This is a genomic window from Pseudarthrobacter sp. TRD_SC_9, from assembly GCF_055361265.1.
Genome location: NZ_CM143956.1, coordinates 3,614,017 through 3,639,483, shown reverse-complemented (window position 1 = coordinate 3,639,483; position 25,467 = coordinate 3,614,017). Strand labels below are relative to the sequence as shown.

The window sequence follows — 25,467 nt, the reverse complement described above, 5'->3', positions numbered from 1 at the left end:
ATTTTCCTCAAGAAAACGCGGAAACACGCGGAATTTGCGGCCTCAGTCGGTGCAAGCTGGTAAGTTTTCGAACAGTGGCTTGTGTGCACACCGCGTGCAGGCTCCAGAAACATGATCGTCCAGGAGGACATAAATGGCTAAGAACCGTAGTGAACTTGTTGCAGAGGTAGCGGGCAAGGCCGGCACCAGCCAGGCTGCCGTGAACTCCGTCCTCGATGCACTGTTCGAGGTTTTCGAGACTTCCGTCGCCGCCGGCGAGAAGATCACCATCCCGGGCTGGCTCGCTGTTGAGCGCACCGACCGTGCAGCCCGCACCGGCCGCAACCCGCAGACCGGTGAGACCATCCAGATCGCAGCCGGCCACAGCGTCAAGCTGACTGCAGGCTCCAAGCTGAAGGCTGCAGTCGCCAAGAAGAAGAAGTAGTCTTCTTCGTAGCATCGATGGAAGCGGCAACCCGAGCGGTTGCCGCTTCCTTCGTTTAACGGCCGGGCAAGGGCACCCAGTGCAGGCCCGATTCGCGGCGTGGGCGGACGTAGCGGAGAATGGAGAGGTGCCCTCCGCAGCAAAGTCACCTTCCAAGAACTCCACCCCGGCGTCTGTTGCCGCCGGAGGCTCTGCCGCTGGGATTTCCCCTGCATGGCAGTGGGCCGGCTTGGCGGCGCTCTTCGCAGGCCTAGTGGTGGCGTTGCTCTTCTCCGGAGCTGCTGCAGTCCGCGACGTCTCCGATCCCGGTGCCCTGGTCCGCTGGGGGCTCCCTGTCAGCAAGGCGCTGCACAACGTGTCGCTCGCTACGGTAATCGGCGGCTTGATTTTCGCTGTGGTCATCCTGCCAAAGGATGCCGTCGGATCGAGGATCAAAGCGAAGGCGGACGCCGGCGCCGCCGAACACCCGCTCTTCAGCCGGGCGCTGGGAGTCACAGCGGTTGCCGGTGGTGTGTGGACGCTTTCGGCTGTAGCGGTCCTGGTCCTGACCTTCGCGGACGTGGCCGGCCTGCGGCTGTCCGGTGATGCTCAGTTCACGCAGTCGCTGGTTTTCTTCATGACGGACATCGAGACTGGCCGTGCCTGGCTCTGGGTGACCATCATCGCCGCGGTGGTGACCACGGCTCTCTTTGGCCTCAGGTCGCTGACGGCTTTGGCACTCACGCTGGTCCTCGCCGTCGTCGGGCTGGTCCCGACCGCGCTGATCGGGCATTCGTCGAGTTCCTCGGACCATGAGGGGGCCATCAACTCCCTGGGCCTGCACCTGCTGGGCGTGAGCGTGTGGGTAGGCGGCATCGTGATGCTGGTACTGCTCTCGAGGCTCCTGAGCGGCACCGATCTTACCGAACCCGTCCTGCGGCGTTTTTCCGCTCTTGCCGGCTTTGCGTTCACGCTGGTCCTGACTTCCGGTGTTATCAATGCGAGCATCCGCATCACGTCCTGGGGTGATCTTTTTGGTTCCGCCTATGGCCAGCTGGTGGTGGCGAAGACGCTGGCCACTGTTGCCTTGGGCGCCATCGGGTTTATGCACCGGCAATGGGTGATTCCACAGCTGGGCCGCAAGGGGCTTTCCGCCAAGCGTGTGCTGTGGCAGCTGATAGCGGTAGAACTCCTGATCATGGGCGGCACTTCCGGAGTGGCCGTAGCGCTGGGGCGTTCGGCGCCGCCGGAGCCCACCACCTACGCCCCGGATGCTTCGCCCGCCTTCATCCTTACCGGCTACGAGCTGCCGCCGGAACTCACCGCCGAGCGCTGGCTGACCGAGTGGCGGCTGGACTGGCTGTGGGTTGCCGCCGCCCTGTTCGGCCTGGTGGCCTACGTTCTGGGTGTTGTGAAGGTACGACGCCGGGGGGACAAGTGGAGCCCGTTCCGCACCATTAACTGGGTGGTCGGCCTGGTAGTGCTCACCTACATCACCTCCGGTCCACCCGCTGTTTATGGGAGGGTGTTGTTTTCCGCGCACATGGTGGACCACATGGCCCTGACCATGGTGGCTCCCATCTTCCTGGTGCTGGGCGCGCCGGTGACGCTGGCGCTGCGCGCTCTGCCTGCCCGCAGTGACGGATCCCGGGGCCTCCGCGAGTGGCTGCTGGTATTTGTGCACTCGAAGTTTTCCCAACTCGTAACCCACCCGATCTTCGCGGCCGCCAACTTCGCCGGCTCGATTGTGCTGTTCTACTACTCGGACGCCTTCGGCTACGCGATGCGGGAGCATGTGGGCCACGAGCTGATGATCCTGCACTTCACGCTGACCGGATACATCTTTGTGCTGACCATGATCGGGACGGACCCGCTGCCGCGTCGGGCCCCGTACCCGATGCGGCTGCTCCTGCTGCTGGCCACCATGGGTTTCCATGCGTTCTTCGGTGTGGCGATCATGGGTGGCACTGGTTTGCTGGCTGCCGACTACTTCGGCAACCTGGGCCGGGCCTGGGGCGTTTCGGCCATCGAGGACCAGCAAATGGGCGGCGCAGTGGCCTGGGGGATCGGCGAGGTACCGACCCTGCTGGTGGCAATCGGGGTCGCCATTATGTGGTCCCGGTCCGATGAGCGCGAGAAGCGTCGCGTGGACCGGGCAGCGGACAGGAATAACGACGCCGATCTCAATGCTTACAACGATATGTTTGCCAAATTGGCCGAACGCGACGCCAGGCTGGCTGACCGCAATTCGAAGCTGGAAGGACGCTCATGAGCGAAACCGTACGCACCCACCACCGGGTCCGCGCCTCCGAGCTGGTGGGCCGTAGCTGGCTTAACACCGGCGGTAAGTCCCTGGACCTGGAATCCTTGCGCGGCAAGATCGTGCTGCTGGACTTCTGGACGTTCTGCTGCATCAACTGCCTGCACGTCCTGGATGAGCTGCGCCCGTTGGAGGAGCAGTACTCGGACGTCCTGGTTACCGTTGGCGTCCACTCGCCCAAGTTCGAGCACGAAGCAGACCCGGTAGCCCTGGCGGCCGCCGTGGAACGCTACGAGATCCACCACCCCGTGCTGGACGATCCCGAACTGGAGACCTGGAAGGCCTACACGGCCCGTGCCTGGCCCACCCTCGTGGTCATCGACCCCGAGGGTTACATCGTTGCGCACCTGTCCGGCGAAGGCCATGCAGACGGCCTGGGCGTGCTCATCTCCGAACTCGTCGCCCAGCATGAGGCCAAAGGTACGCTACACCGTGGTTCCGGGCCTTACGTGGCGCCCGAGCCCACCTCCGGAACGTTGCGTTTCCCGGGCAAGGCCCTTTACCTTCCGTCCGGCCGCGGAACCGTGGGTGAGGCAACAAGCAACGACGCCGGCTCCTGGCTTGTCACGGACACCGGCCACCACCGCATAGTGGAACTGCACACCGACTTCCACACCGTTCTAGCGACCTACGGCACCGGAGTTAAGGGGTACGCCGACGGCGGTGCCGCCGGTGAGGCGGCCACCGCCCAGTTCAACGAGCCCCAGGGCCTGGTGCTGCTGCCGAAGGATGTGGCAGCGAAGGTGGGTTACGACGTCGTCATTGCCGACTCCGTCAACCACCGCCTCCGCGGACTTTCGCTGGCGGACGGAAAAGTCAGCACGCTTGCCGGAAACGGCGTCCAGCGGCTGCTCGAAACCGGACCGGCCCGCGTGGACGAGGACGCAGCCGGATTCACCGGCCAGCTCAGCGAGCACCCGCTCGAGGTTTCACTGAGCTCGCCGTGGGACGTGATCTGGTCCAGCAAGCTCAATGCCGTGGTGGTCGCCATGGCCGGCACGCACCAGATTTTCAGCTTCGACCCCTTGAGCGGGGCAGTGGCGATTGCCGCGGGCAACGGCCTTGAGGGCCTGCTGGACGGCGCCGCCCACGAGTCCTGGTTCGCCCAGTCCTCCGGGCTGGCCGAAGATGCGGACGGCAACATCTGGGTGGCTGACTCGGAAACTTCGTCCCTGCGTAAGCTCGTGATCGATGACGCCGGAACGCTCACCGTGGAGACCGCCGTCGGTAAGGGCCTCTTCGATTTTGGCTTCCGCGACGGTGAGGCCGCCGAGGCCCGGCTGCAGCACCCGCTGGGCGTCACGGTGTTGCCCGATGGTTCCGTGGCGATTGCGGATACCTACAACGGTGCCGTCCGCCGCTACGATCCCGCCACCCGCACCGTTTCCACGCTGGCGCGCGGCCTGTCCGAGCCGTCCGACGTCATTGTGGACCACACCAAGGTGGCCGGTGCGGAGCCGCTGCTGGTGGTGGTTGAGGCAAACAAGCACCAGCTGATTTACGTTCCCATCCCCAAGGAAGCCCAGCAGGTGGATGAGGGCGCGTCCCAGACGCACCGCCCCAAGAGCCCCGTGGCTCCCGGGCTGCTGGCGCTTAACGTCCGTTTCACCGCCCCCACCGGGCAGAAGCTCGACGACCGTTGGGGCGATCCTACCCAGCTGAAGATTTCCTCCACCCCGCCGGAACTGCTGCTCTCCGGCGGTGGAACATCGGTGGGACTGAACCGGACGCTGGAGTTGAGCGCTGATGTTCCAGACGGCGTCCTGCACATCACCGCCCGTGCGGCGGCGTGCGACGGACCGGAGACCGAAGACGGCGAGATCCCGGATCACGCAGCATGCCACCTGTACCAGCAGGATTGGGGAATCCCCGTGCTCATGACCGCTGACGGCGACACCGAGCTGGTGCTGGACCTCCGCGGCATGGACTAAGGACCTGGACCGACTATGCAAAAGGCTGCAGGCCGTGACATGGCGTCACGGCCTGCAGCCTTTTGCGCGACTTGGCGGCCCACTTATGCGGACGGCGGGGCGTCTATCCGCGCGCCCTTGAAGGGCGGAAAAGCACCGTCTTCACAGATCGGTGAAGAAATGACGCATGCATGAACTCACCAGTGCTGGCTCTTCCTTCGCCATGAAATGGCCACCGCGGGGCAGGATTGTAAAAGCCCGGATGTCGGTGTAGCAACGTTTTGCTAACTCAACCGGATAGCCGAGATCGCCTTGACCGACTGCAATTGCAGCCGGAACGCTCACAATCTGTCGTTTGGCACGATGCCGGAAGTCATAGTACGAGCGGAACGAGGATCCGATTGTTTGCGTGAACCAGTAGAGCGAGACGGTCGTCAGGAGGTCCTCGCGAGTGAACTTCTCGTCCAGGGTAAGTTCGGCTGGCCCGCTGTGGCGGTCGCTCCAGTTGCGGAACTTCTCGACGATCCACGCCGCAAGGCCCGCGGGAGAATCGTTGAGAGCGGCCGCCGCGATATCTGGTCGAGTGCCTTGCATCTGGGCGTATGCCGTCTCCCCGTCCCACTCGTCCTCCAGCCAGGCGAGAAAAGCTATCTCCTGCTGCGAAAGGTCCGCCCGCTCGTCGCTGTCGGGGACAGCAGGGTGCGTGACGAAAATACCTATGACGGACTCAGGGAACTGGACGGCAAGGCTGTGACTAACTGCCGCGCCAATGTCTTCACCGTATGTTCCGTACCTCCCATAACCCAAGACATCCGTCATGAGTAAGTGCATGACTGCGGCCGTCGTAACATCCGTGAAGTGTCCGTTGGGGGCTTCAGAAAAGCCGTAGCCCGGCAGGGATGGGATTACCAGGTCGAAGTCGGGTAGCAACGGCGCGAGCGCAAGCATGTCTGCGAAGGAGTAAGGCCAGCCATGAAGGACGATGATGGGCGTTGCTCCGGGATTTGCCGACTTCAAGTGAACAAAATGCACCATCTGGCCATCAATCTGAGCCGTGAACTGCGGGAACGAGTTGAGCCATTCTTCTTGTGCTCGCCAGTCGAAGCCGTACTGCCAGTGGGTGAGAAGATCGTGCAGGTAGTTCATCGGCACGCCAGCCGTCCAATCGGCGCCCGGGGTCTGTGCGGGAAGACGCGAGCGTGTGAGGCGTTGCCGCAGGTCGGCTAGGTCGGATTCGGGTACATTGATGCGGAATGTCTCCATGATTGAATGCTATCGGCCCGTTAGGGCCTTGTTGCCTATCCGGTTGTGATCCACAAGGTTGGGGTCGTTTGGCATGACAACAGGGTCGGCCATCCGAGCCTGGGTAACAGCGTGTCCTCCTGACATCTTGTCTCAGGCAAAGGCGTTCGCGGCTCGTCTAGTAGCTCAGCTGCGGGGTGAGGTTGACGGCTTCACTAGTGACGTCGAGGCGGGTGGTGAAGCTGAACGCCACTTCCTCGTTGAGCGGGAAGTACGCCCCGGAGAAGGAGTCCTGTTGTTTGCCGGTAACCTTCGCCTTGCCGTCCAGCGGAGCAACTACCCAGCGGCCGTCGAAGGGCTCGATACTGATTTCCGGGTAGGCAGTCACAGTCCAGTTAATTGATCCGGGCGTGATGTTGTTCCGGCTGACATGGTAGAACGGGCAGTCGGGCTGCAGCCGCTGTTCCCGGGTTGCGTCCGCTGCGCAGCTGTCCAGGAACTCGCGGACCTTGGCGCCGACGTCGTCCTTCAATTGCTGCGTTGCCTGCGTCAGCAGGGTCAACGGGGCAACCGGCAGGTCCCGGCCCGTCACTGTGGCCCGGCTTGCGGCGGCGGCAAAGTACGCGCCATTAAGCGACGCCTCATACTCGCCCGGGTAGAAAACGGCGAAGGAATTCTTACCGTCGGGCATGTTGACCGGCACTCCGTTGAGGGTGGCCTCCACGGAGTTGACCACGCTGACTTCTACTTGGGGCAACGGTGCCGGGACAAAGGCCCAGGTGTTGAAGAACAGCCACTCAGTGCCTGCCTTTTCCAGCAGGAACTCCGTACTGAGCTGGCTGCCGTCGATGGTGTAGTCCATTGGAACCTTGACGCGGTTCCCGTCCTGTGGCTCCGGCTTGCCCAGCTTGACGTCCGTGATGCGGGACGTGGCGGTCTGGAGCGCTGTGCCGTCCAGCATGGATGGGTCATTGGGCGGAACCGTGGCTCGAAGCAGGCCCAAAGCCTTGCCGCCTTCACCGCTCTGCAGGGCAGCCAAATACTCCCGGACAGGCTGGTGCGGACTGGACACGGTGTTGTTGACGATGTTCACGGCAACAATGGCTGCAGCAACAGCAAGCATCAGGCCCAGCAGCCATCCGGCTGCAATCCTGACCAACGCCTGACTCATCTGCACGCCCCCTACGTTACCTGCCAGCTCACAAATTCCCCTTGTCAAGTACGACCGCGGCACGCAATGTGGCGGTCAAGGCGCCTTAGCGGCGGCGCCGGGAAGAGGTGCCAAAGACGCCTCGGAGCAGCTCTCGGCCCAGCTGGGTCCCCATGGAACGGGCCATGCTTTTGAGACCGCCGCCCAACGCCCCACCAAGGGCATCGGCGAGATCACCAACCATGCCGGAGTCCTGGTGACGGGGTACGGGCAGCGGGGCGGGAGCCGCGGGAGGTGCCTGCCGCGGGGACCCGGGCGCCGGCGTCGGAAGTGGCCTGCTGCTGGGACGCCCCAGGATCGCTTCCTCGATGCGGCGCGCTTCTTCGTCTACGTCCAGTGCCCCCGGAACCGGAGGTTCGCCCGGCGTGGCGGGCCCCGTGGCGGGTGCGCCCTTCCCGGTGAGTAACTCGAAGGCGGAGACGTTGTCCACCGGGGTGCCGTACTTGCCGAGCAGCGCGGAACCAGCCACGGTGCTTTTGATGAGGTCCTCGGCGCTGGGCCCCATCACGGACTCCGGCGCGCGCAGCCGGGTGTGGGCTACCGGGGTCGGTGCACCATTTTCGTTCATGACCGTGATGACGGCTTCACCGATTCCGGCTGACGTCAGGGTCTCTTCGAGATCGTAGTCGCTGACCGGGAAGGTGGAGACGGTGGCCTTGAGCGCCTTGGCGTCCTCAGGAGTGAAGGCGCGCAGGGCGTGCTGGATACGGTTGGCCAGCTGGCCGAGGACAGCAGCCGGCACGTCCTTGGGGGTCTGCGTGACGAAGAAGATGCCAACGCCCTTTGACCGGATCAGCCGGACAGTAGTGGTGATGGCGTCGAGGAAGGCCTTGGAAGCGCCGCTGAACAGCAGGTGGGCCTCGTCCAGGAAAAAGACCAGCTTCGGCTTATCCAGATCGCCGGCCTCGGGCAGGTCCTCGAAGAGGTCGGCCAGAAGCCACATCAGGAAGGTGGAGAACAGCATGGGCTTGGTCTGCAGCGTGGGAAGTTCCAGGCAGCTGATGACGCCGCGGCCGTCGGGGGCCGTGCGGAGTAACTCGGCGGTGTCGAACTCCGGTTCACCAAAGAACTTCTCCAGGCCCTGGGCTTCCAGATTGACCAGTTCGCGGAGGATGACGCCGGCGGTAGCCTTGGACAACCCGCCCAGCTCTGACAGGTCCGCCTTGCCCTCCTCGGAGGTAAGGAAAGTGATGACGGAGCGGAGGTCTTTGAGGTCGATCAGCTCCAGGTTCTTCTTGTCAGCGAAGTGGAAGACCAGCTGCAGGCTGGACTCCTGGGTGTCGTTGAGGTCCATCACACGGGAGAGCAGGATGGGGCCGAAGGACGTTACGGTGGCGCGGACCGGGACGCCGTTGCCGTCGCCGCCCAGCGCAAGGAACTCCACCGGATACGTCTTTCCGGACCAGGCCTGGCCGATGCTCTCCGTGCGGGCGGTCAGTTTCCCGCTGGCTGTTGCGGCGGTGGCCAGGCCGGACAAATCACCCTTGATGTCCGCGAGGAAAACCGGGACGCCGGCACTGGACAGCTGCTCGGCCATCATGTGCAGGGTGACGGTCTTGCCGGTACCGGTGGCGCCGGCAACCAGTCCATGCCGGTTCATCATGGAAAGCGGCAGGCGGACCTGCGCCTCCTTGTGAAGTTCGCCGTCCACAATTGCGGCGCCGAGCTCGATCGTGGCACCTTCCAGCGTGTAGCCCTTCTGGAGAGTGGCGAGCTTTTCTGCTGTGGTCTTGGTCTCTTTGGCCATGCGGCCAGCTTAGCTGGGGAGTGCGACAGATTGGCGGCTACTGCCCCACCCGTCCGTCGACGCATTCGCGCAGCAGGTCAGCGTGGCCGCAATGCCGGGCGTATTCCTCGATCCGATGAACCATCAGCTCCCGGACAGCGATCCCGTCCTTGCCCACACGCTCGCCAAGTTCCGGATGCCTGGCCAGCGCAGCATCGGTTGCGGCCTGTTCGCGTGCCAGATCGGCATACGCGGCCTCTACCTGGGCGGGGTCTGCGACGGCACCATCGAAGTCGGCATCACGTTTGCCATAGAGCTTCGGCAGCGGTTCGTCGTCGCCGATCCAGTTGTGCCAGTCCCGTTCCACTTCGACCAGGTGCCGAAGCAGGCCCAGGAGCGACATGGTGGACGGCGGAACGGATCGCCGGGCCAGTTGTTCCGCATCAAGGCCTTCGCACTTCATCAGCAGCGTCAGCCGGTAGTTCGCCAGGTAGTCCTGCAACGTAGCAAGCTCGCCGTCCGGACTGGCACCGTTGCTCTCACGGGGGTCGTCGTCCGGGTCAACCCACATGTCCGCGTAGACGGTGGCCTGGGTCCAGCGTGCCGGTTCTTCAGTCATGGGTTTCATTCTTGCCTGCAACGACCGGTCGCACCATAAAAACGTCCACCTGATCTTCACTTTCCAGTACAAATCCGTGGCGCTCATACAGGCGTCGTGCCGGGCTGCCCTGCAGCACGTTGAGCCGGAACGGCCGATGGTCCGCATGCCGCTCCAGCACCCGGGCCAACACTTCCGAACCGATTCCCGAGCCCTGAAACTGCGGGGAGACATAAAAGTGCTCGATCCACATTTCCTCCACCGCGGGCCGGACGGCAATCACGCCGGCGGGTTCCCCCTCGGAGGTGATGATCCACGTGTGCCTCTGGCGCGAATGCATTGAGGAACCTTTGGCGGACGCGATCGGCATCGAACCGCTCCAGTCGTTCCAGATCCGGACGCAGGACGACGGCCCGTAACTCCGCCAGCCATCCGGCGTCGTCCGCGGTACTGGGCAGGAGGTCGACGGCGGCAGTTGCTTTAGCGGGCATGTTCCCATTAAAGGGCCATTCTGTGCCTTCAGAGATGCTCCGCAACGTGTACCCCCGCGGCCGCATCGAAGGCTCCCGGGTAAGCATCGCGGCCTGCTAGAAGGACATTTGGGCCTGGTTCGGCTCACGCTGTGTGGCGCGTTTGCGTGCGTAGGCGCGTGCGGCGCGGACCCGGTCGCCGCAACGGGTTGAGCACCACTGCCGTCGCGCGTGTGTGCGGAGGAAGAACCGCCGGCAGCCGTCGGCTTCGCAGGAGGCGAGCACCGATGCCTGGTCGCCGCTTAGCAGGGAGGCGGCGTCATCGGCGATAACAGCCATGACGTGCTCCACGACCTGTGTCACGGGATGACTGGCGCTGCGGGTGAATCCTACGGCCGGGTCGAACTGAAGCAGGAGCGCCCCGGGTGCACAAGTCAGCGCACGGTTAAGAGCATGCACGGCCGCTGTCGGGGGGACGTCCCCGGTGGTGTGCGCCTTGAAGAGATCCCGCAGATCTGCACGCAGCGCTGCCAGCCTGCCTCGGCAGTGCTCGTGCAGCACAGTCTCCGGTGCGATGAGATCGTGTGCCACCAGCCAGGCCGCGGCGTCGTCAGGTTGGCCCAGCTCGTCGTAGCGTTTGCCCCCGGGTAGTTCCCTGATGCTGTTGACCAGCGCAAGGCTGGGATGCTCTTGCGCGCCTGGGGCCACGGGCAGTGTCTCTGACATGGTTCTCATGGTATCAGTTTCGTTTAAACATGAGACAGGTGTTACGCTTCCATCACGCCAAAAGCCCGTTTTTCCGTGAGGAGCTTGTATGCAGTTCGGACGATCATCCGGCACGTCCCCGTTCACGTTGTCTGTGCTTTCCGCCGGGGGAACCGGTGTCGGGATGACCGCAGGGGAGGGCCTCGCGGGTACTGTCTCGCTGGCGCGGACGGCGGACCAGCGGGGCTATCACCGGTTCTGGATGTCTGAACATCATGGGATGGGCGCGACGTCGGTGTCTTCACCGCAATTGATGATCGCCCGCCTCATCGCGGAGACGACTCAACTCCGCCTTGGTGCCGGAGGGGTGATGCTGCCCAACCATGCCCCGTTGCTGATTGCCGAGCAGTTCGGGATGCTCGAGGCTCTCGCCCCGGGCCGGATTGACATTGGTCTGGGGCGGGCCCCGGGCACTGATGCGGCGACCGCTGCCGCGTTGCGCAGGGGTGCGGAAGCCAACGATGAATTCCCGCATCAGGTGCTCGAGTTGCTCGGGTTCCTGGGTGACGGGTTCCCTTCCGGACACCCCTACCGGCACGTCCACGCGGTTCCCGGTCCCTGGCAGGCGAGGGAAAACCGGGTCCCTGCAACCGTGACCACGCCGGAAGTTTGGGTGCTGGGCTCTTCTCCCTACTCGGCGCGGTTGGCCGGGCGGCTCGGCCGACCGTATGCGTTCGCATTGCAGTTTGGCGACGCCGACATCGACACTGCTATGCGTCTGTACCGGGAGAGCTTCCAGCCCTCCGACATGCTTGCCGAGCCTTACAGCCTTGTCAGCGTGCCCGTGGCGATCAGCGACGACCCGGTGGAGGCGAAACGGCAGGCGGCGACATCAGCGATGGCGATGCTGCGTATGTTCAAAAGTGAGGGCTATCTGCTCCTGCCTCCAGACGAGGTCGACGCGTACCCGGCAACCATCCAGGAGCGGCAGATCCTCGATGCCTACACCAGCCGCAGTTTTCATGGCACCGCCGTTACTGTCGCCGACCGTCTCGAAGCCCTGCACGAGCGCACCGGTGTTGATGAGGTGATGCTCGTCGTCGGCGGCCACTCGGCAACTCTCGACCGGCACGGGATAGTTTTGATGGCTGATCACTACGAACTCCCGCACCTGAATGCACCGCTACCGGCTACTGCGCAATAGTGCCATTCCGGCACTCCGTCGTTCACAACACACCCCTTGGAGGAGAATCCCATGACAGCACCCCACCGAGCCCTGATCGTCATTGACGCCCAACAGGAATACTTCGACGGACTGCTTCCCATTCAGTACCCGGCACGTGATCAATCCATCGCCAGCATCCAGACCGCGATCGAGGCAGCAGAGCAGACGGGAACGCCGGTAGTGCTCGTCCAGCATGAGCTTCCGGCCGAAGCCCCGGTGTTCGGAGCCGGATCGGCGACCTGGCGAAACCACCCCGGCGTAACCGCCCATGAGGACGCGGCAGCCAAGCGCATCGGCAAGCAGTTCTCCAGTATCTTCGCCGCCACCGACCTCGAGACCTGGTTGCGTGAACAAGGCATCGACACGATTACGCTCGTTGGCTACATGACAAATAACTGTGTGATCGCCTCCGCCGCTGCCGCCGAGCCCCTTGGGTTTACCGTCGAAGTCCTCGCAGACGCAACCGGAGCAATTGACCTCGCCAACGACGCCGGCACCGCCTCTGCACGTCAGGTGCACGAGACCCTCATGGCACTACTGCACTCGAACTGGGCCGCGGTCACCGATACCGGGACCTGGACCAAAGCACTGCGTACAGGAGCGACGCTAATCAAGAGCGACCTCGTCACCTCCGCCCAACAAGGCCGCGGCATCCGGTAGAAACAGGGGTATGGCCCCAAGCGGAAATGCGCTGGGCGACCCGCTGTTTGACGGTCAGCTCATGGTCCCGCGGTCGCCCCTTCCTTCTTCCCCTCCGGTATCGTGTGGGGATGGTGCGAGGACTAGCCGACATTGGTGCTGAGGGTGTTTTACTCGCGGGCGCCGGCCGGGCCATCCTGCTGCAGATCGCGGATCCTGCGGTGGGCCGTGGCGTTGCCGAGCACAGCAACTTCTCCGAGCGGCCGCTGGACCGGCTGCTCTCCACCATGACCTATGTCTATGCCGTGGTGTACGGAAATGAGGCGCAGCTGGCTGCCGTGCGGCGCAACGTGAACCGCGCCCATGCTCCGGTCCGCAGCCGTCCCGATGCACAAAGCCGCCCAGATGCACAGAACCGCGCAGGTTCCGGGTCCGACGGATACAGCGCCTTCGACGCCCACTCGCAGCTGTGGGTCGTTGCAACGCTTTACGACACTGCCGCCACTGTCTACGAGAAGATCTATGGGCCGCTGGATGATGAGGCCGCGGACCTCGTCTACCGCGATTACGCCAGGATTGGCACGGCCTTGCAACTTCCGCACGAGCTGTGGCCCGCCGACCGCGCCGCGTTTGCCGGGTATTGGCACCAACGCCTGGCCAGCCTCAAAGCCGAAGAGCCTGCCCTGAGCGTTGCCCGCAATCTCCTGTACCCGGCGGGCGGACCGCTGTGGCTGCGGCTGAGCATGCCGCTGGCCCGGTTCCTGACCGCCGGACTACTGCCCGAACACCTGCGGACCGGCTTCGGCCTGCCCTGGAGCGAACGCCATGGACGCCACTTTGACCGGACCCTGAAGGTACTTGCGGCGGTCTACCCACGGCTGCCGAAGCGGCTCCGCCACTGGTTCAAGAACTACTGCCTGGAGCGGCTTGATGCGGCCTGATCCGTTCGCCGGCAGGCGCGACAATACAGCTGGCAGTGTTTCCGACAGCGAGCTGCCTGGCACCAAACGCAGTTTTACGGCCGTGGAGCGCTCGCTGGATCAGCGTGCCCGGCGGCTCCTGTCCGTGGGCCCCGCCAGCGGTATCCGCGCCCGGATCACCGAGTTTGTGGCGTTCGGCCTCAAACAGGCCTGGGCGTGCGTCTTCGGGGCCGCATTGCTTGCCGTGCTGATGGCTGCGCGTCTCTGGTATCCGCAGGACGCCGCGTTGGTCCGGAACGATTTCCTGACCCTCGCTGCCGTCGCCATCCAGATCCTCATGGTCACCTTCCGGCTGGAAACCCTCCGCGAACTCCGGGTGATCGTGCTCTTCCACCTGGTGGGCACGGTCATGGAGCTGTTCAAGACCGACGTCGGCTCCTGGTCCTACGAGGCTGAAGGCTTCCTGCGCATCGGCGCAGTTCCGCTCTTCAGCGGCTTTATGTACGCGGCTGTGGGTTCCTACATGGTGCGCGTCTACCGCCTTTTTGACCTGAAGTTCGCGCAATATCCACGCCGCTGGACGACGGCGGTCCTCGCGGGAGCCATCTACGTCAACTTCTTTACCCACCACTATTTCTGGGACGCACGCTGGGTGCTGCTGGCCGCTGTCGTGGTTCTCTATGGACGGTGCGTGATGCACTACCGGGTGTTCCGCCATGGTTTCCGGATGCCGTTGACCGTCGCGTTCCTGTTGGTGGCGTTGTTCATCTGGATCGCGGAAAATATCGCCACCTGGTCCGGCGCCTGGCTCTACCCGAGTCAGGTGAACGGCTGGCATCTTGTGTCGCTGGACAAGCTGGTGGCGTGGTTCCTGCTGATGATCATCTCGGTGGTGCTGGTGGCCTGGGTCTACAAGCCGGAGCCGCCCGTCCCTGCTGGTCCGCCAGAATCAGGTACAGAGCCCGGCGGACTTCATCGATCTTCTGCCGTGCTGCCTCCCGCCGGGAGTTAAACAAAACGACGGCGGCCCTCCCGCGTGGGGAGCGCCGCCGTCGAAAGTTCCGGCTTGAGCCAGCCTGGGACCAACAGGAGCCTACTGCGGGCTCTTGTCCTTCTTGGAGTCGTGGGCCGGTGCCGGCTGTTCGGCATCCTGATCGGAGAAGTGCTCCTGGATCTGGCGCTCCACCTCCTCGGACATGCTTTCGGCAACCTGATCGGCAACCTGGTCGGACACGCGCCCCGACACCTCCTCATGGACGTGCTCCACCATAACTGCCTGCGCCATTTTGCGCTGGGCAACCAGGAAGGCGCGGTGCTCGCCGTGGAAGGCCTTGGCCGTTGAGAGGCACATCAACAGCATCACGATGCTGAACGGCAGGGCTGTCAGGATGGCAGCTGTCTGGATGGACGCCAGCCCTTCCGTTCCCACCAGCAACAGCGCGATGGCCACAGCGGCAGCCAGGACGGCCCAGAAGACACGGATCCAGTTCTTCGGATGGGCGTCGCCGCCGGTGGAGATCATGCTCATCACCAGCGCACCGGAGTCGGCGGACGTGATGAAGAAGATGGCAATCAGTAAAATGGCGCCGATCATTAGGGCCGGGCCACCGGGAAGGTCGCCCAGCAACCCAAAGAGCGCGTTTTCGGTGTCAACGCTGCCGTCGTCAGCTACCAGCCCGCCCTGGCCAAAGATCTGCCGGTAGATGGCCGATCCGCCCAGGACGGAGAACCACAGGAAGCCAACCAATGTGGGAACCAACAGGACACCTGCCACGAACTCGCGGACCGTACGGCCTTTGGAAATACGGGCAATGAAGATGCCGACAAAGGGTGCCCAGGACATCCACCAGCCCCAGTAGAAGGTTGTCCAGGCGCCCTGCCAGGCCTCACCCTCGGCACCGGAGAAAGCCAGCGTGTTGAACGTCAGACCCAGGACGTTCTGGAAATAATTACCGATTGACTGCACAAACTCGCGAAGCAGGAACAGCGTGGGACCGGCGAAGAGAACCACCAGCAGCAACACGGCCGCAAGTACCAGATTGATGTTGGACAGCCACTTCATACCGCGGCCTACACCCGAGATCACTGAAACGATCGTGAGGGTGGTAATGCAGAGGATCAAGCCAATCTGCGTGCTCTGGGTGGCAGCCAGGATTCCGGCGGTGTCCAGTCCGGCGGAAATCTGCAGGACTCCCAAGCCCAGGGAGGTGGCGACGCCAAAGAGTGTTCCCACCAGGGCGACGACGTCGATGGCGTGGCCCCACGCGCCGCGCACGCGGCTGCCCAGGAGCGGTTCCAGAGTCCAACGGATGGAAATAGGCCGGCCTTTGCGGTGTACCGCGTAGGCGATGGCCAGACCCACCACCACGTAGATGCTCCAGGCATGCAGACCCCAGTGCAGGAACGTCTGGGTGATCGCCTGCTGGCCAAGCTCAAGATCCGTGCCGGTAACTCCGGGGCGGGGGCTGGCGAAATGGTTGAGCGGTTCGGCGACGCCCCAGAAAACCAGGCCGATGCCCATGCCCGCCGCGAACAGCAGGGCAAACCAGGACATCAGGGAGAACTCGGGTTTGTCGTCGTCCTTACCCAAGGTGATATCGCCGTAGCGGCTAAAGCCCATCCAAAGGGCGAAGACGACGAAGAAGGCAACGATAAGTACGTAATACCAGCCAAAAGCGCCGATGACATTTTCCTGCAGGCCAGCGAACAGTGCCGAGGCGGCTTCTGGTTGAACGAGCGCATACGTCACGAAAACAACGATTATTGCTGCTGCCGGAATGAATACCGGAAGCGCCAATCGCGACCCTTGTACCGTGCTGGTTCCTGCTTGATCTTCTGGTTTGTGAGGCGGTCCTGCCGCCGAGTTATTGGTTGTCTTGGTGGTCATGGTTGTGCTCCTTGATAGGTGCCAGCTAGTCATGCCGCTTAGCAACGCCGGGCCTCCAGGCGTTGTGGAGTTGTTGTTCCACACTACCCACTGCGGTGAAACTTTCAATCCGGAACCTATTGCATTGTCCTGCCATTGCCGATATAAGCGCTTCGGGGGAGGGAGGACTTCGCTATTCCTGTGCGGCATCCCACCCGGGCGACAGAAATATCCGGGGCTCCGGCGTCGTTGTCGACAGATGTCCCGCCGTATCCCGGCGTGCACATTTCTGCGCAACGAATTGAAAGGCCGGCACCAACGTGACGCTTCCCCTCTCCATCCTTGACTTGGCGACTATCGGCAAAGGCCAGACGGCGGGGGAGAGCTTTGCGGGCAGTGTGGCGATGGCGCAGCTGGCGGAGGAGCGCGGCTACCGCCGGATCTGGTACGCGGAGCACCACAACATGTCCTCGATTGCATCGTCCGCCACCAGTGTGTTGATTGCCCATATCGCCGCGCACACGAAGTCCATCCGCTTGGGAGCCGGCGGCGTGATGCTGCCCAACCACTCCCCGCTGACCATTGCCGAGCAGTTCGGTACCCTGGAAACCCTGCATCCGGGGCGGATAGACCTCGGCCTTGGCCGGGCTCCCGGCAGCGACCAGAACACGCTGCGCGCCCTTCGCCGGGACCCGATGTCCGCCGATTCCTTCCCTCAGGATGTCCTGGAGCTGCAGGGCTATCTCACTGGCCCCACCCGGATCCAGGGTGTGGAAGCGACGCCGGGCAAAGGCACCAATGTTCCGCTCTACATCCTCGGCTCGTCGCTGTTCGGTGCGCGGCTGGCAGCTCAGCTGGGCCTGCCGTATGCGTTCGCCTCGCACTTCGCCCCGCAGGCCCTGCAGGATGCGGTGGCCATTTACCGCCGGGAGTTCAAGCCCTCCGCGCAACTGGACGCACCGCACGTGATCGCCGGAGTGAACGTGATCGCCGCCGATTCCGCCGCCGAGGCGCATGCTGATCTCGTTGCCACCAAGCGCGCTCGAGTTTCCCTGTTTTTCGGTGGCGGACGGGAATTCACCGACGACGAGGCGGACATGGTGCTCGACTCGCCGCAGGGCCAGCACATCAGCCAAATGATGCGCTACTCAGCTGTTGGTACCCCGGACGCCGTGATGGAGTACCTGGACGAGTTTGCTGCTCATGCCGACGCGGACGAACTCATCGTGGCGCACCAGAGCTCCGACACGGCGGGCCGCCTTCGCTCTGTGGAGTTGCTGGCCGACGTCGCCGGGCTGGTCCCCGCCTAAGTGAGCAGCAGTGCCACGCCGATCATCGCCGGGACAGCCACGATCGTGGTCACCAGGACGGTGTCCTTGGCCACTGTCAGGCCGGTGTCGTAGCGGCTGGAGGCGACAAAAACATTCTGGGCTGTAGGCAGTGAGGTAACCACCACCACCGCGAACAGGGCGTGCCCGTCCAGGCCCATGACGAAACGGGCAAAGAGGTACGCAATCCCGGGCTGGACAATCAGCTTGAAGGCGCTGGCCAGTAAGGTATCCGTGCGGCGTCCGGCCGCAGCCTGCAGCGGCCTGCTGCCGTTGAGGCTGATCCCGAAAGCAAGCAGCATGGCCGGAATGGCCGCGCCGCCGATCAGGTGAATGGGCTCCATGACCAACGCCGGCACCTGCCAGTTCATGCCGGCCACCAGGAGGCCCAGGCCGCTGCCCACAATCATGGGGTTCTTCAGGATCATCAGCACGAAGGTCAGGGGAGTGGTTCGGTGCTTGCTGGTGCTGGCATCGAGCAGGATCAGGAACAGCGGAGTGAAGAACGCCAGCTGGAAGATCAGCAGTGGCGCCACGTAGCTGGCGTCGCCCAGGACGTAAACAGCGATGGGGATGCCCAGGTTGGCAGAGTTGGCCAGCGAGGCCGCCATCGAGGACATCAGCGACTCCGGCAGCGACCGTTTCAGCCAGAACTTCACAATCGCGAAATACCCGACGGCGGTAGTCACCGCGGCGACAGCAGTCACCAGCAGGGGTGTGGCGAAGACCTGCTCCAGTTCGGCGTTGCTGAGAGTTTCGAAGAGCAGGGCGGGGCTGGCAACAAAGAAGGCGAGGGCGCTGAGCACAGAACGCGCGCCGGGTCCCAGGATGTTGAGGCGGCCAACGAACATCCCCACCAGGATGATGGCCCAGACAACGAAGAACCCGGCGAGTACGTCCAGCACGCGCGCGGTTTAGCTGTACTGGCCGGTGAAGTTGCTCAAGGCATGCGGCGGACGCAGGGTGCCCGGGGTAATCCCTTCGGCGGGGTCATTGCCAAGCCGGACTATCTTATTGTCGTGGTCAACGTGGACCACCTTGGGCTCATAGGCCAGTGCCTCTGCCGTGGTCATCTCGGCATAGGTGATCAGGATGACCACGTCGCCCACGTGGGCCAGGTGCGCAGCAGCACCGTTGATGCCGATCACGCCCGAACCGCGCTCGCCGGCAATCGTGTAGGTTTCCAGCCGGGCGCCATTGGTGACGTCCACTATGGAAACCAGCTCACCGGGCAAGATGTCCGCAGCGTCCAGCAGGTCCAGGTCAACGGTGACCGAACCTACGTAGTGAAGGTCGGCATGGGTGACCGTGGCCCGGTGGATTTTGGACTTGAACATTGTGCGATTCATAACGGCTACAGTCTACCGTTCCTGTTCAGGACGGCGCAGTGACGCAAGAGACATAACGGCCGTTCCTTACTCAGGTCTCAAGATCAGCGTTCGACGCCGATACTGAGTCCGCGGTTGCAGCCAGCGTCTCGCGGGCCGCCAGGATCGCCGGACGCTGGGCGCTGGATCGGCGTACCGACGTAAAGACGGTACGGTGCGGTTTCCCGGGCAGCTCGAGCAGGGTGGCGGTGGTGCCGCGTCCGGTCCAGACCAGGTCCGGCATCAGCGCCACGGCGTTCCCGGACTCGATGAGCCGGATCTGCGCCTGCAGGTCAGCAGTTTCAAACCGGACATCGGGTTCGAAGCCGGCGCCGCGGCAGGCCTGTTCCGCCCAGTGGCGTGAGGCGGCCCCCCGGGGCTCCATCACCCAGGGCATGTCCGCCGTGTCCTGCAGCGAGGTGATCGGGTTTTCTTCGCGTTCTCCGCCCAATGCGCCCGCAGGCGGGACCGCCAGCCGGATGGCGTCGGTGGTGAGCTTCACCCGGTCCAGGTCTGCATAGCGCGGGGCGGCGTGCCCGGGATACTGCTCGGCAATCACCAGGTCGAAGTCGCGGGCCCAGGTTTCGTGCAGGGCCGTTTCGGGTTCGCGCTGGACCATTTCGATCCGCACTTCAGGATATTTTGTAGCCATCCGGGTGAGTGCTTCCGGCATCAGCGCGAGGGCAGCGGACTGGAAAACGGCGATCCGGACGGTTCCCGTAACTGTGGTCAGAGATGCCGCGAGGTCTGCCTCGGCCTGCTCCAGCGTCTGCAGCAGCGTCGCCGTGTGGGCCACCAGTACTTCAGCCTGGGGCGTGAGCTGAACGCGTCGTCCGGTCTTCCTTAAAAGCTGGACGCCGGCTTCCTTTTCCAGCAAGGCCAGTTGCTGGGAGACCGACGACGGGCTGTACTGGAGTGCCTCCGCCACCTCGGCCAGCGTGCCCCGGATTTTCAGCTCGCGCAGCAGGCGGAGGCGGCGGATATCCAGCATTGGTTTCCCCGATGTGTTGTAGATAAGTTGGTAAAACTAATGACTATTGTTTAGAAGTATTCACTTTATCTAATGCAACCGTGCTTGCATACTGTTCTAACAAAGTTAAGCCCGTCACACTTGCACTACGGCCGGGCCCCAACTAGCGGGAGACGCTAATGAGTTCATCACCAGCAAGCCAGTCGATCATGAGGCGAAAGCCTCTGGACGACATCGAAGAAGAAAACAAACACAGTGGGCTGTTTAAGTCCTTGGGCCTCTGGCAGCTGACCGCTATTGGCGTCGGCGGCATCATCGGCGTCGGAATCTTTTCGCTGGCAGGCCTGGTGGCAGCCGGCGGTGAAGACACGCCGGGCGTGGGACCAGCAGTGCTGATTTCATTCCTCGTTGCGGGCTTGGCATCCGCCGCCGCGGCACTGTCCTACGCGGAGTTCGCCGGCATGATCCCGCGCGCCGGTTCCGCGTACACCTACGGCTATGTGGCGCTGGGCGAGGTGATCGGCTGGTTCATCGGCTGGGACCTGTTATTGGAGTACATCGCCATCGTGGCGGTGGTGGCCATTGGGATTTCCGGCTACTTTGAGGCTTTCCTCTCCGGCATTGGCATCCACCTGCCAGTATGGATGGCCTCTACTGCGGATGAGGGCAAGGGCGGCATCGTCAATATTCCGGCCATCGTAGTTTGCCTCCTCGTGACCTGGATCCTGTCTCGCGGCACCAAAGCCTTTGGCCGCTTTGAGTTGGTGGCCGTGGCCATCAAGGTCATCCTTATTCTGTTCATCATTGGGCTGGGTATCTTCTATATCGACACCAACAACTACAACCCGTTCATGCCCAGCGGGTTTGGGCCAGTCCTCGCCGGTGCGGCCACCGTGTTCTTTGCCGTCTTCGGCTATGACGCCATGAGTACCGCCGCAGAGGAAGCCAAGGACGGCAAGAAACACATGCCTAAGGCGATCATCCTTTCCCTGATCATCGCCATGCTGCTGTATGTTGCTGCCACTCTGGTCCTTACCGGAATGCAGAACTACAAAGACATCGATCCCACTGCCGGATTCGCGTCGGCGTTCACGGGCGTCGGCTTGCCGGTGATTGCTACCATCATCTCCGTCTTTGCGGTGCTGTCCATTCTCACTGTGATGCTGACCTTCCTCCTGGGAGTCACTCGCGTCTGGTTCTCCATGAGCCGGGACGGCCTGCTCCCTGGCTGGTTCTCGAAGACCGATCGGAACGGCACGCCGCAGCGCGTGACGTGGATTGCTGGGGTTGCTTCGGCGCTGCTGGCCGGCGTCTTCCCCATCAAGGCCGTCGCGGACCTCACCAACATCGGCATCCTGGCTGCTTTCGTGGTGGTCTGCCTCGCGGTGATCATCTTCCGCTACAAGAGGCCGGATGCGCCAAGGACTTTCCGCCTGCCATTGATGCCGGTGGTTCCGGCCTTCGGCGTTCTGGCGTCGGCTTTCCTCATGTTCCAGCTCGAGTGGGAAACCTGGGCACGCTTCGGCGTCTGGCTGCTAGTGGGCTTGGCCATCTACTTCTTCTACGGCAAGAAGCACTCCCTGATGAACCCGGACAGCCCGCGCCATCAGGAAGCTGTGGATATGCACCGGCCCCTCGCCTGAGGAAGTCCCTCCCGGATCCATGGGTTTTACACTCCGGCCCTCCCACACTTTCAGTGCGGGAGGGCCCAGCCATTTAATGCAGGAAAGGTGTGGGTTCGTCCGGTGCAACAAGTTGGTTTTCATAACGGGTAATGCTTAGGAAACGTCGCTTTATCTTATGTGAAAGGAAGCTCATACTGAAGGAAAGAGCCCTCCACTTGAGAGAAAGAAACGGGTAGACACCATGGCCCAGACGGCAACAAAGCATTCCCCAACCAGCGCAGCTGACGCAGTGGACGTAAACGTCCCGCAGGCACAGTCGCTCGCCAATGAAACCATCGCCCTGGTGCGTCACTGGCTCACTGAAGCTTCGAAGGTTCCCGTTGATGCGTCAGCCCAGCAGCTCGCCGGCGTCCTGAAGGACCCGAACGGCCTGGACTTCACGGTCGGATTTGTCGACGGCGTCGTCCGCCCTGAGGACCTGCGTGTCGCCGCCCGCAACCTGGCAGCCCTGGCTCCTAAAGTTCCGGCGTTCCTCCCTTGGTACATGCGCAGCGCCGTCCGCCTGGGTGGCACCATGGCCCCGGTCCTGCCCCAGGTAGTCATTCCGGTTGCCCGCAAGGTGCTCCGCGAGATGGTGGGCCACCTCATCGTGGATGCAACCGACGCCAAGCTGGGCCCGGCCATTGCGAAGATCCGCAAGGACGGCATCAAGCTCAACGTCAACCTCCTGGGTGAAGCCGTTCTCGGTGAGCATGAGGCCTCCCGTCGACTGGAAGGTACCCATACCCTGCTGGCGCGTCCCGACGTTGACTATGTCTCCATCAAGGTTTCCTCCACCGTGGCACCGCATTCGGCCTGGGCCTTCGATGAGGCTGTGGAACACGTCGTGGAGAAGCTCACGCCGCTTTTCACCCGGGCGGCTTCCTTCGCCCGCTCCGGCCAGAAGGCCAAGTTCATCAACCTGGACATGGAGGAGTACAAGGACCTGGACATGACCATTGCGGTCTTCACCAGGATCCTGGACAAGCCCGAGTTCAAAACCCTCGAGGCCGGGATTGTGCTCCAGGCCTACCTGCCGGACGCACTGGCGGCCATGATCCGTCTGCAGGACTGGGCCGCGGAACGCCGCGCCAACGGCGGAGCGGCCATCAAGGTCCGCGTGGTGAAGGGCGCCAACCTGCCCATGGAACAGGCGGAATCCTCGCTGCACGACTGGCCGCTGGCCACCTGGAACACCAAGCAGGACTCGGACACCAACTACAAGCGCGTCATTAACTACTCGCTGCATCCGGACCGGATCGGCAACGTCCGGATCGGCGTCGCCGGCCACAACCTCTTTGACATCGCCTTCGCCTGGCTTTTGGCCAAGCAGCGCGGTATCGCGGATACCGCACAGCAGAGTATTGAGTTCGAGATGCTGCTGGGCATGGCCCAGGGCCAGGCAGAAGCCGTGAAGAAGGACGTCGGCTCGCTCTTGCTCTACACACCTGTGGTGCACCCGGCCGAGTTCGACGTCGCCATCGCCTACCTGATCCGCCGCCTCGAGGAAGGCGCCAGCCAGGACAACTTCATGTCCGCGGTGTTTGAACTCAGTGAGAACGAGCAGCTGTTCGAGCGCGAGAAGCAGCGCTTCCTTGCGTCGCTGGACGAGCTGGATGCCGCCGTCCCGCCCGCCAACCGCCAGCAGGACCGCAACCAGGCTCCGCAGTCCATGCCGCACGACCACTTCGAAAACACCGCGGACACCGACCCCTCGCTGCCGGCCAACCGCACCTGGGGCCGCGCCATCCTTGAACGGGTTCCGTCCTCGACGTTGGGCAACGCCTCCGTGGCAGCGGCCCTGATCACCGACGAAGCCACCCTCAACACGGTGATTGAAACCGCCGTCGAAAAGGGCAAGGCCTGGGGCGCCCTCTCCGGCGACAAGCGGGCCGAAATCCTGCACCGTGCAGGCGACGTCCTGGAAGCCCGCCGGGCAGACCTGCTTGAGGTCATGGCCAGCGAGACCGGCAAGACCATTGACCAGGGCGATCCCGAAGTCAGCGAAGCCGTCGACTTTGCCCACTACTACGCCGAATCGGCGCGGAAACTCGAAAAGGTCGACGGCGCAACGTTCGTCCCAGCCAAACTCACCGTGGTGACTCCGCCCTGGAACTTCCCGGTCGCCATCCCGGCAGGGTCCACCCTCGCGGCACTCGCGGCAGGCTCCGCCGTCGTGATCAAACCCGCAAAGCAGGCCGCCCGCAGCGGTGCCGTAATGGTCGAAGCCCTGTGGGAAGCCGGTGTGCCCAAGGACGTGCTGACCATGGTGCAGCTGGGCGAGCGGGAGCTGGGCACGCAGCTGATCTCGCACCCCGCTGTTGACCGCGTCATCCTGACCGGCGGTTACGAGACAGCCGAGCTGTTCCGTTCCTTCCGCAAAGACCTGCCGCTGCTGGCAGAGACCAGCGGCAAGAACGCCATCATCGTCACCCCCAGCGCAGACCTGGACCTCGCGGCCAAGGACGTGGCGTATTCCGCGTTCGGCCACGCAGGCCAGAAGTGCTCGGCTGCCTCATTGGTGATCCTGGTGGGCTCCGTGGCCAAATCCAAGCGCTTCCACAACCAGCTGGTGGACGCGGTCACCTCCCTTAAGGTGGGCTACCCCGAGGATCCCAGCAGCCAGATGGGGCCGATCATCGAACCGGCCAAGGGCAAGCTCCTGGATGCGCTGACCACCCTCGGTGATGGTGAAAACTGGGCAGTTGAACCGAGGAAGCTGGACGAAACCGGCAAACTGTGGAGCCCCGGCGTGCGCTACGGCGTCCAGCGTGGCAGCTACTTCCACCTCACCGAGTTCTTCGGACCGGTGCTGGGCGTCATGACTGCTGAGACTCTGGAAGAGGCAATCGCCATCCAGAACCAGATCGAATACGGCCTCACCGCCGGCCTGCACTCGCTCAACCCGGATGAGCTGGCCACCTGGCTGGACACCATCCAGGCGGGCAACCTTTACGTCAACCGTGGCATCACCGGCGCCATTGTGCAGCGCCAGCCGTTCGGAGGCTGGAAGAAGTCGGCAGTCGGTGCCGGAACCAAGGCCGGCGGTCCCAATTACCTGGTAGGCCTGGGTGACTGGAAGTCTGCCCAAAGCACGGCAACGGCAAAGCCGGCACACCCCGTAGTGCGCCGGCTCGCCGATGCTGCTGCCGATGTGCTGGAGCCCGCCGAACTGGACGTACTGGACCGCTCGCTGGCCTCTGACGCCCAGGCGTGGGCTGAAGAGTTCGGTGCTGCCAGGGATGTCTCCGGGCTCAGCGCCGAACGCAATGTGTTCCGCTACCGTCCGCTGCCGGTCACCATCAGGCTTTCCGACGGCGCCCCGCTGGCGGAGCTGTTCCGTACAGTTGCCGCCGGCGTCCTTGCCGGATCGGCACTTACGGTCTCTGCCGCCGTCGAACTCCCTGCGCAGTTGCGCACGTTGCTCGACGGTCTGGATGTTTCAGTAACAGTGGAGTCCGACGCCGAGTGGCTGGCTTCTTCTTCGAAGCTCGCCGCGGCGGGGAAGCTTTCCGGAGCGCGCATCCGGCTGATTGGCGGGGACGCCAAGGCTCTCGCCGAGGCGACCGGCGGCCGTCCTGACCTTGCGGTTTACTCGCACCAGGTCACGGAGGCCGGCCGCGTGGAGCTGCTGCCGTTCCTGCATGAGCAGGCTGTCAGCATCACCGCGCACCGGTTCGGAACTCCGAACGCACTATCTGAAGGACTTATCTAGCATTGATCTGGCGCTGGATCAGCAATGATCCAGCGCTGGTCTGAATTGCTTAGCAGGTTGTAACACGTCGATTGTGGCCGGGCGGCTTCCCAAGGGGTTGCCCGGCCACTGCCGTTTGCCACTTAGCCGAGGAACCAGCCGGCAGGAGCCCAGGTAAAGGGCACCTTATGTCCGGAAAATTCTTCACAC

The 25,467-nt window shown here is 63.4% G+C and carries 20 protein-coding genes; 10 read left to right on the top strand and 10 right to left on the bottom strand.

The genetic code is table 11. The features are described 5' to 3' along the window. Positions 1–133: 133 nt before the first annotated feature. The 3 genes from ACWA13_RS17035 (at position 134) to ACWA13_RS17025 (ending at position 4,654) form a co-directional block, all read left to right on the top strand. Positions 134–424 (top strand): HU family DNA-binding protein, encoded by a 291-nt coding sequence (locus tag ACWA13_RS17035; RefSeq protein WP_354236135.1) that lies wholly within the window; start codon positions 134–136, stop codon positions 422–424. A 127-nt stretch (positions 425–551) separates the two neighbouring features. After that, complete coding sequence (locus ACWA13_RS17030) at positions 552–2,675, top strand: bifunctional copper resistance protein CopD/cytochrome c oxidase assembly protein (protein ID WP_463935506.1); 2,124 nt, start codon at positions 552–554, stop codon at positions 2,673–2,675. Then, positions 2,672–4,654 carry an NHL domain-containing thioredoxin family protein gene (locus tag ACWA13_RS17025; RefSeq protein WP_463935505.1) on the top strand — a complete coding sequence of 661 codons (1,983 nt, stop codon included), beginning with the start codon at positions 2,672–2,674 and terminating at the stop codon, positions 4,652–4,654. The genes ACWA13_RS17030 and ACWA13_RS17025 overlap by 4 nt, the downstream gene beginning before the upstream one ends. Before the next feature lie 141 nt (positions 4,655–4,795). On the opposite strand, the gene ACWA13_RS17020 is transcribed toward ACWA13_RS17025, so the two are convergent. The 6 genes from ACWA13_RS17020 to ACWA13_RS16995 form a co-directional block, all read right to left on the bottom strand. Continuing rightward, positions 4,796–5,896, bottom strand: coding sequence for an epoxide hydrolase family protein (locus tag ACWA13_RS17020; RefSeq protein WP_463935503.1), 1,101 nt, complete (start codon positions 5,894–5,896; stop codon positions 4,796–4,798). A gap of 157 nt (positions 5,897–6,053) precedes the next feature. Next, positions 6,054–7,046 carry a hypothetical protein gene (locus ACWA13_RS17015; RefSeq protein WP_463935502.1) on the bottom strand — a complete coding sequence of 331 codons (993 nt, stop codon included), beginning with the start codon at positions 7,044–7,046 and terminating at the stop codon, positions 6,054–6,056. 85 nt (positions 7,047–7,131) lie between these two features. After that, positions 7,132–8,832 carry a helicase HerA-like domain-containing protein gene (locus tag ACWA13_RS17010; RefSeq protein ID WP_463935500.1) on the bottom strand — a complete coding sequence of 567 codons (1,701 nt, stop codon included), beginning with the start codon at positions 8,830–8,832 and terminating at the stop codon, positions 7,132–7,134. Between the two features lie 37 nt (positions 8,833–8,869). Further along, complete coding sequence (locus tag ACWA13_RS17005; protein WP_463935499.1) at positions 8,870–9,430, bottom strand: DinB family protein; 561 nt, start codon at positions 9,428–9,430, stop codon at positions 8,870–8,872. Continuing rightward, a complete protein-coding gene (locus ACWA13_RS17000) occupies positions 9,423–9,749 on the bottom strand; it encodes a GNAT family N-acetyltransferase (RefSeq protein ID WP_463935498.1) in 327 nt (108 codons plus the stop codon). The genes ACWA13_RS17005 and ACWA13_RS17000 overlap by 8 nt, the downstream gene beginning before the upstream one ends. 247 nt (positions 9,750–9,996) lie before the next feature. After that, positions 9,997–10,614, bottom strand: a complete 618-nt coding sequence (locus tag ACWA13_RS16995; protein WP_463935497.1) for a CGNR zinc finger domain-containing protein — start codon at positions 10,612–10,614, stop codon at positions 9,997–9,999. Positions 10,615–10,693: 79 nt separating this feature from the next. On the opposite strand from ACWA13_RS16995, the gene ACWA13_RS16990 reads away from it, so the two are divergent. From ACWA13_RS16990 to ACWA13_RS16975, 4 genes are all read left to right on the top strand, one after another. Continuing rightward, on the top strand, positions 10,694–11,788 hold the full coding sequence (locus ACWA13_RS16990; RefSeq protein WP_463935496.1) for an LLM class flavin-dependent oxidoreductase: 1,095 nt from the start codon (positions 10,694–10,696) through the stop codon (positions 11,786–11,788). Positions 11,789–11,839: 51 nt separating this feature from the next. Further along, complete coding sequence (locus ACWA13_RS16985; protein WP_463935494.1) at positions 11,840–12,469, top strand: isochorismatase family protein; 630 nt, start codon at positions 11,840–11,842, stop codon at positions 12,467–12,469. 110 nt (positions 12,470–12,579) lie between these two features. Continuing rightward, on the top strand, positions 12,580–13,389 hold the full coding sequence (locus tag ACWA13_RS16980; protein ID WP_463935492.1) for an oxygenase MpaB family protein: 810 nt from the start codon (positions 12,580–12,582) through the stop codon (positions 13,387–13,389). Further along, positions 13,379–14,380, top strand: coding sequence for a DUF817 domain-containing protein (locus ACWA13_RS16975; RefSeq protein ID WP_463935491.1), 1,002 nt, complete (start codon positions 13,379–13,381; stop codon positions 14,378–14,380). The genes ACWA13_RS16980 and ACWA13_RS16975 overlap by 11 nt, the downstream gene beginning before the upstream one ends. An 81-nt stretch (positions 14,381–14,461) precedes the next feature. On the opposite strand, the gene ACWA13_RS16970 is transcribed toward ACWA13_RS16975, so the two are convergent. After that, the gene (locus ACWA13_RS16970; protein WP_463935489.1) at positions 14,462–16,255 is read right to left on the bottom strand and encodes a BCCT family transporter; all 1,794 of its coding nucleotides are present in this window, start codon (positions 16,253–16,255) and stop codon (positions 14,462–14,464) included. 299 nt (positions 16,256–16,554) lie between these two features. Here ACWA13_RS16970 and ACWA13_RS16965 point away from each other — a divergent pair, with 299 nt between their 5' ends. Next, positions 16,555–17,544, top strand: a complete 990-nt coding sequence (locus ACWA13_RS16965) for an LLM class flavin-dependent oxidoreductase (RefSeq protein ID WP_463935487.1) — start codon at positions 16,555–16,557, stop codon at positions 17,542–17,544. Here ACWA13_RS16965 and ACWA13_RS16960 read toward each other — a convergent pair. The 3 genes from ACWA13_RS16960 to ACWA13_RS16950 all read right to left on the bottom strand — a co-directional run bounded on the left by ACWA13_RS16960 (position 17,541) and on the right by ACWA13_RS16950 (position 19,920). Then, complete coding sequence (locus ACWA13_RS16960; protein ID WP_463935486.1) at positions 17,541–18,467, bottom strand: AEC family transporter; 927 nt, start codon at positions 18,465–18,467, stop codon at positions 17,541–17,543. The genes ACWA13_RS16965 and ACWA13_RS16960 overlap by 4 nt on opposite strands. Positions 18,468–18,476: 9 nt before the next feature. Continuing rightward, positions 18,477–18,911, bottom strand: coding sequence for an aspartate 1-decarboxylase (gene panD, locus ACWA13_RS16955; RefSeq protein ID WP_463935485.1), 435 nt, complete (start codon positions 18,909–18,911; stop codon positions 18,477–18,479). A 70-nt stretch (positions 18,912–18,981) separates the two neighbouring features. Then, positions 18,982–19,920, bottom strand: coding sequence for a LysR substrate-binding domain-containing protein (locus ACWA13_RS16950; protein ID WP_463935484.1), 939 nt, complete (start codon positions 19,918–19,920; stop codon positions 18,982–18,984). A 158-nt stretch (positions 19,921–20,078) separates the two neighbouring features. On the opposite strand from ACWA13_RS16950, the gene ACWA13_RS16945 reads away from it, so the two are divergent. Together ACWA13_RS16945 and ACWA13_RS16940 are read left to right on the top strand one after the other, a co-directional pair. After that, complete coding sequence (locus ACWA13_RS16945; RefSeq protein WP_463935483.1) at positions 20,079–21,542, top strand: amino acid permease; 1,464 nt, start codon at positions 20,079–20,081, stop codon at positions 21,540–21,542. 223 nt (positions 21,543–21,765) lie between these two features. Then, positions 21,766–25,278, top strand: coding sequence for a proline dehydrogenase family protein (locus ACWA13_RS16940; RefSeq protein ID WP_463935481.1), 3,513 nt, complete (start codon positions 21,766–21,768; stop codon positions 25,276–25,278). Positions 25,279–25,467: the final 189 nt, after the last annotated feature.

What these genes read in the sequence shown, in the direction of transcription:
- ACWA13_RS16980 (WP_463935492.1), top strand. Translation starts at nt 12,580, where the DNA reads ATGGTGCGAGGACTAGCCGACATTGGTGCTGAGGGTGTTTTACTCGCG.
- ACWA13_RS17035 (WP_354236135.1), top strand. Translation starts at nt 134, where the DNA reads ATGGCTAAGAACCGTAGTGAACTTGTTGCAGAGGTAGCGGGCAAGGCC.
- ACWA13_RS17000 (WP_463935498.1), bottom strand. Translation starts at nt 9,749, where the DNA reads ATGCATTCGCGCCAGAGGCACACGTGGATCATCACCTCCGAGGGGGAA.
- ACWA13_RS16970 (WP_463935489.1), bottom strand. Translation starts at nt 16,255, where the DNA reads ATGACCACCAAGACAACCAATAACTCGGCGGCAGGACCGCCTCACAAA.
- ACWA13_RS17005 (WP_463935499.1), bottom strand. Translation starts at nt 9,430, where the DNA reads ATGACTGAAGAACCGGCACGCTGGACCCAGGCCACCGTCTACGCGGAC.
- ACWA13_RS16985 (WP_463935494.1), top strand. Translation starts at nt 11,840, where the DNA reads ATGACAGCACCCCACCGAGCCCTGATCGTCATTGACGCCCAACAGGAA.
- ACWA13_RS16940 (WP_463935481.1), top strand. Translation starts at nt 21,766, where the DNA reads ATGGCCCAGACGGCAACAAAGCATTCCCCAACCAGCGCAGCTGACGCA.
- ACWA13_RS16945 (WP_463935483.1), top strand. Translation starts at nt 20,079, where the DNA reads ATGAGTTCATCACCAGCAAGCCAGTCGATCATGAGGCGAAAGCCTCTG.
- ACWA13_RS16975 (WP_463935491.1), top strand. Translation starts at nt 13,379, where the DNA reads ATGCGGCCTGATCCGTTCGCCGGCAGGCGCGACAATACAGCTGGCAGT.
- ACWA13_RS17015 (WP_463935502.1), bottom strand. Translation starts at nt 7,046, where the DNA reads ATGAGTCAGGCGTTGGTCAGGATTGCAGCCGGATGGCTGCTGGGCCTG.
- ACWA13_RS16950 (WP_463935484.1), bottom strand. Translation starts at nt 19,920, where the DNA reads ATGCTGGATATCCGCCGCCTCCGCCTGCTGCGCGAGCTGAAAATCCGG.
- ACWA13_RS16995 (WP_463935497.1), bottom strand. Translation starts at nt 10,614, where the DNA reads ATGAGAACCATGTCAGAGACACTGCCCGTGGCCCCAGGCGCGCAAGAG.
- ACWA13_RS17010 (WP_463935500.1), bottom strand. Translation starts at nt 8,832, where the DNA reads ATGGCCAAAGAGACCAAGACCACAGCAGAAAAGCTCGCCACTCTCCAG.
- panD (WP_463935485.1), bottom strand. Translation starts at nt 18,911, where the DNA reads ATGAATCGCACAATGTTCAAGTCCAAAATCCACCGGGCCACGGTCACC.
- ACWA13_RS17025 (WP_463935505.1), top strand. Translation starts at nt 2,672, where the DNA reads ATGAGCGAAACCGTACGCACCCACCACCGGGTCCGCGCCTCCGAGCTG.
- ACWA13_RS17020 (WP_463935503.1), bottom strand. Translation starts at nt 5,896, where the DNA reads ATGGAGACATTCCGCATCAATGTACCCGAATCCGACCTAGCCGACCTG.
- ACWA13_RS16990 (WP_463935496.1), top strand. Translation starts at nt 10,694, where the DNA reads ATGCAGTTCGGACGATCATCCGGCACGTCCCCGTTCACGTTGTCTGTG.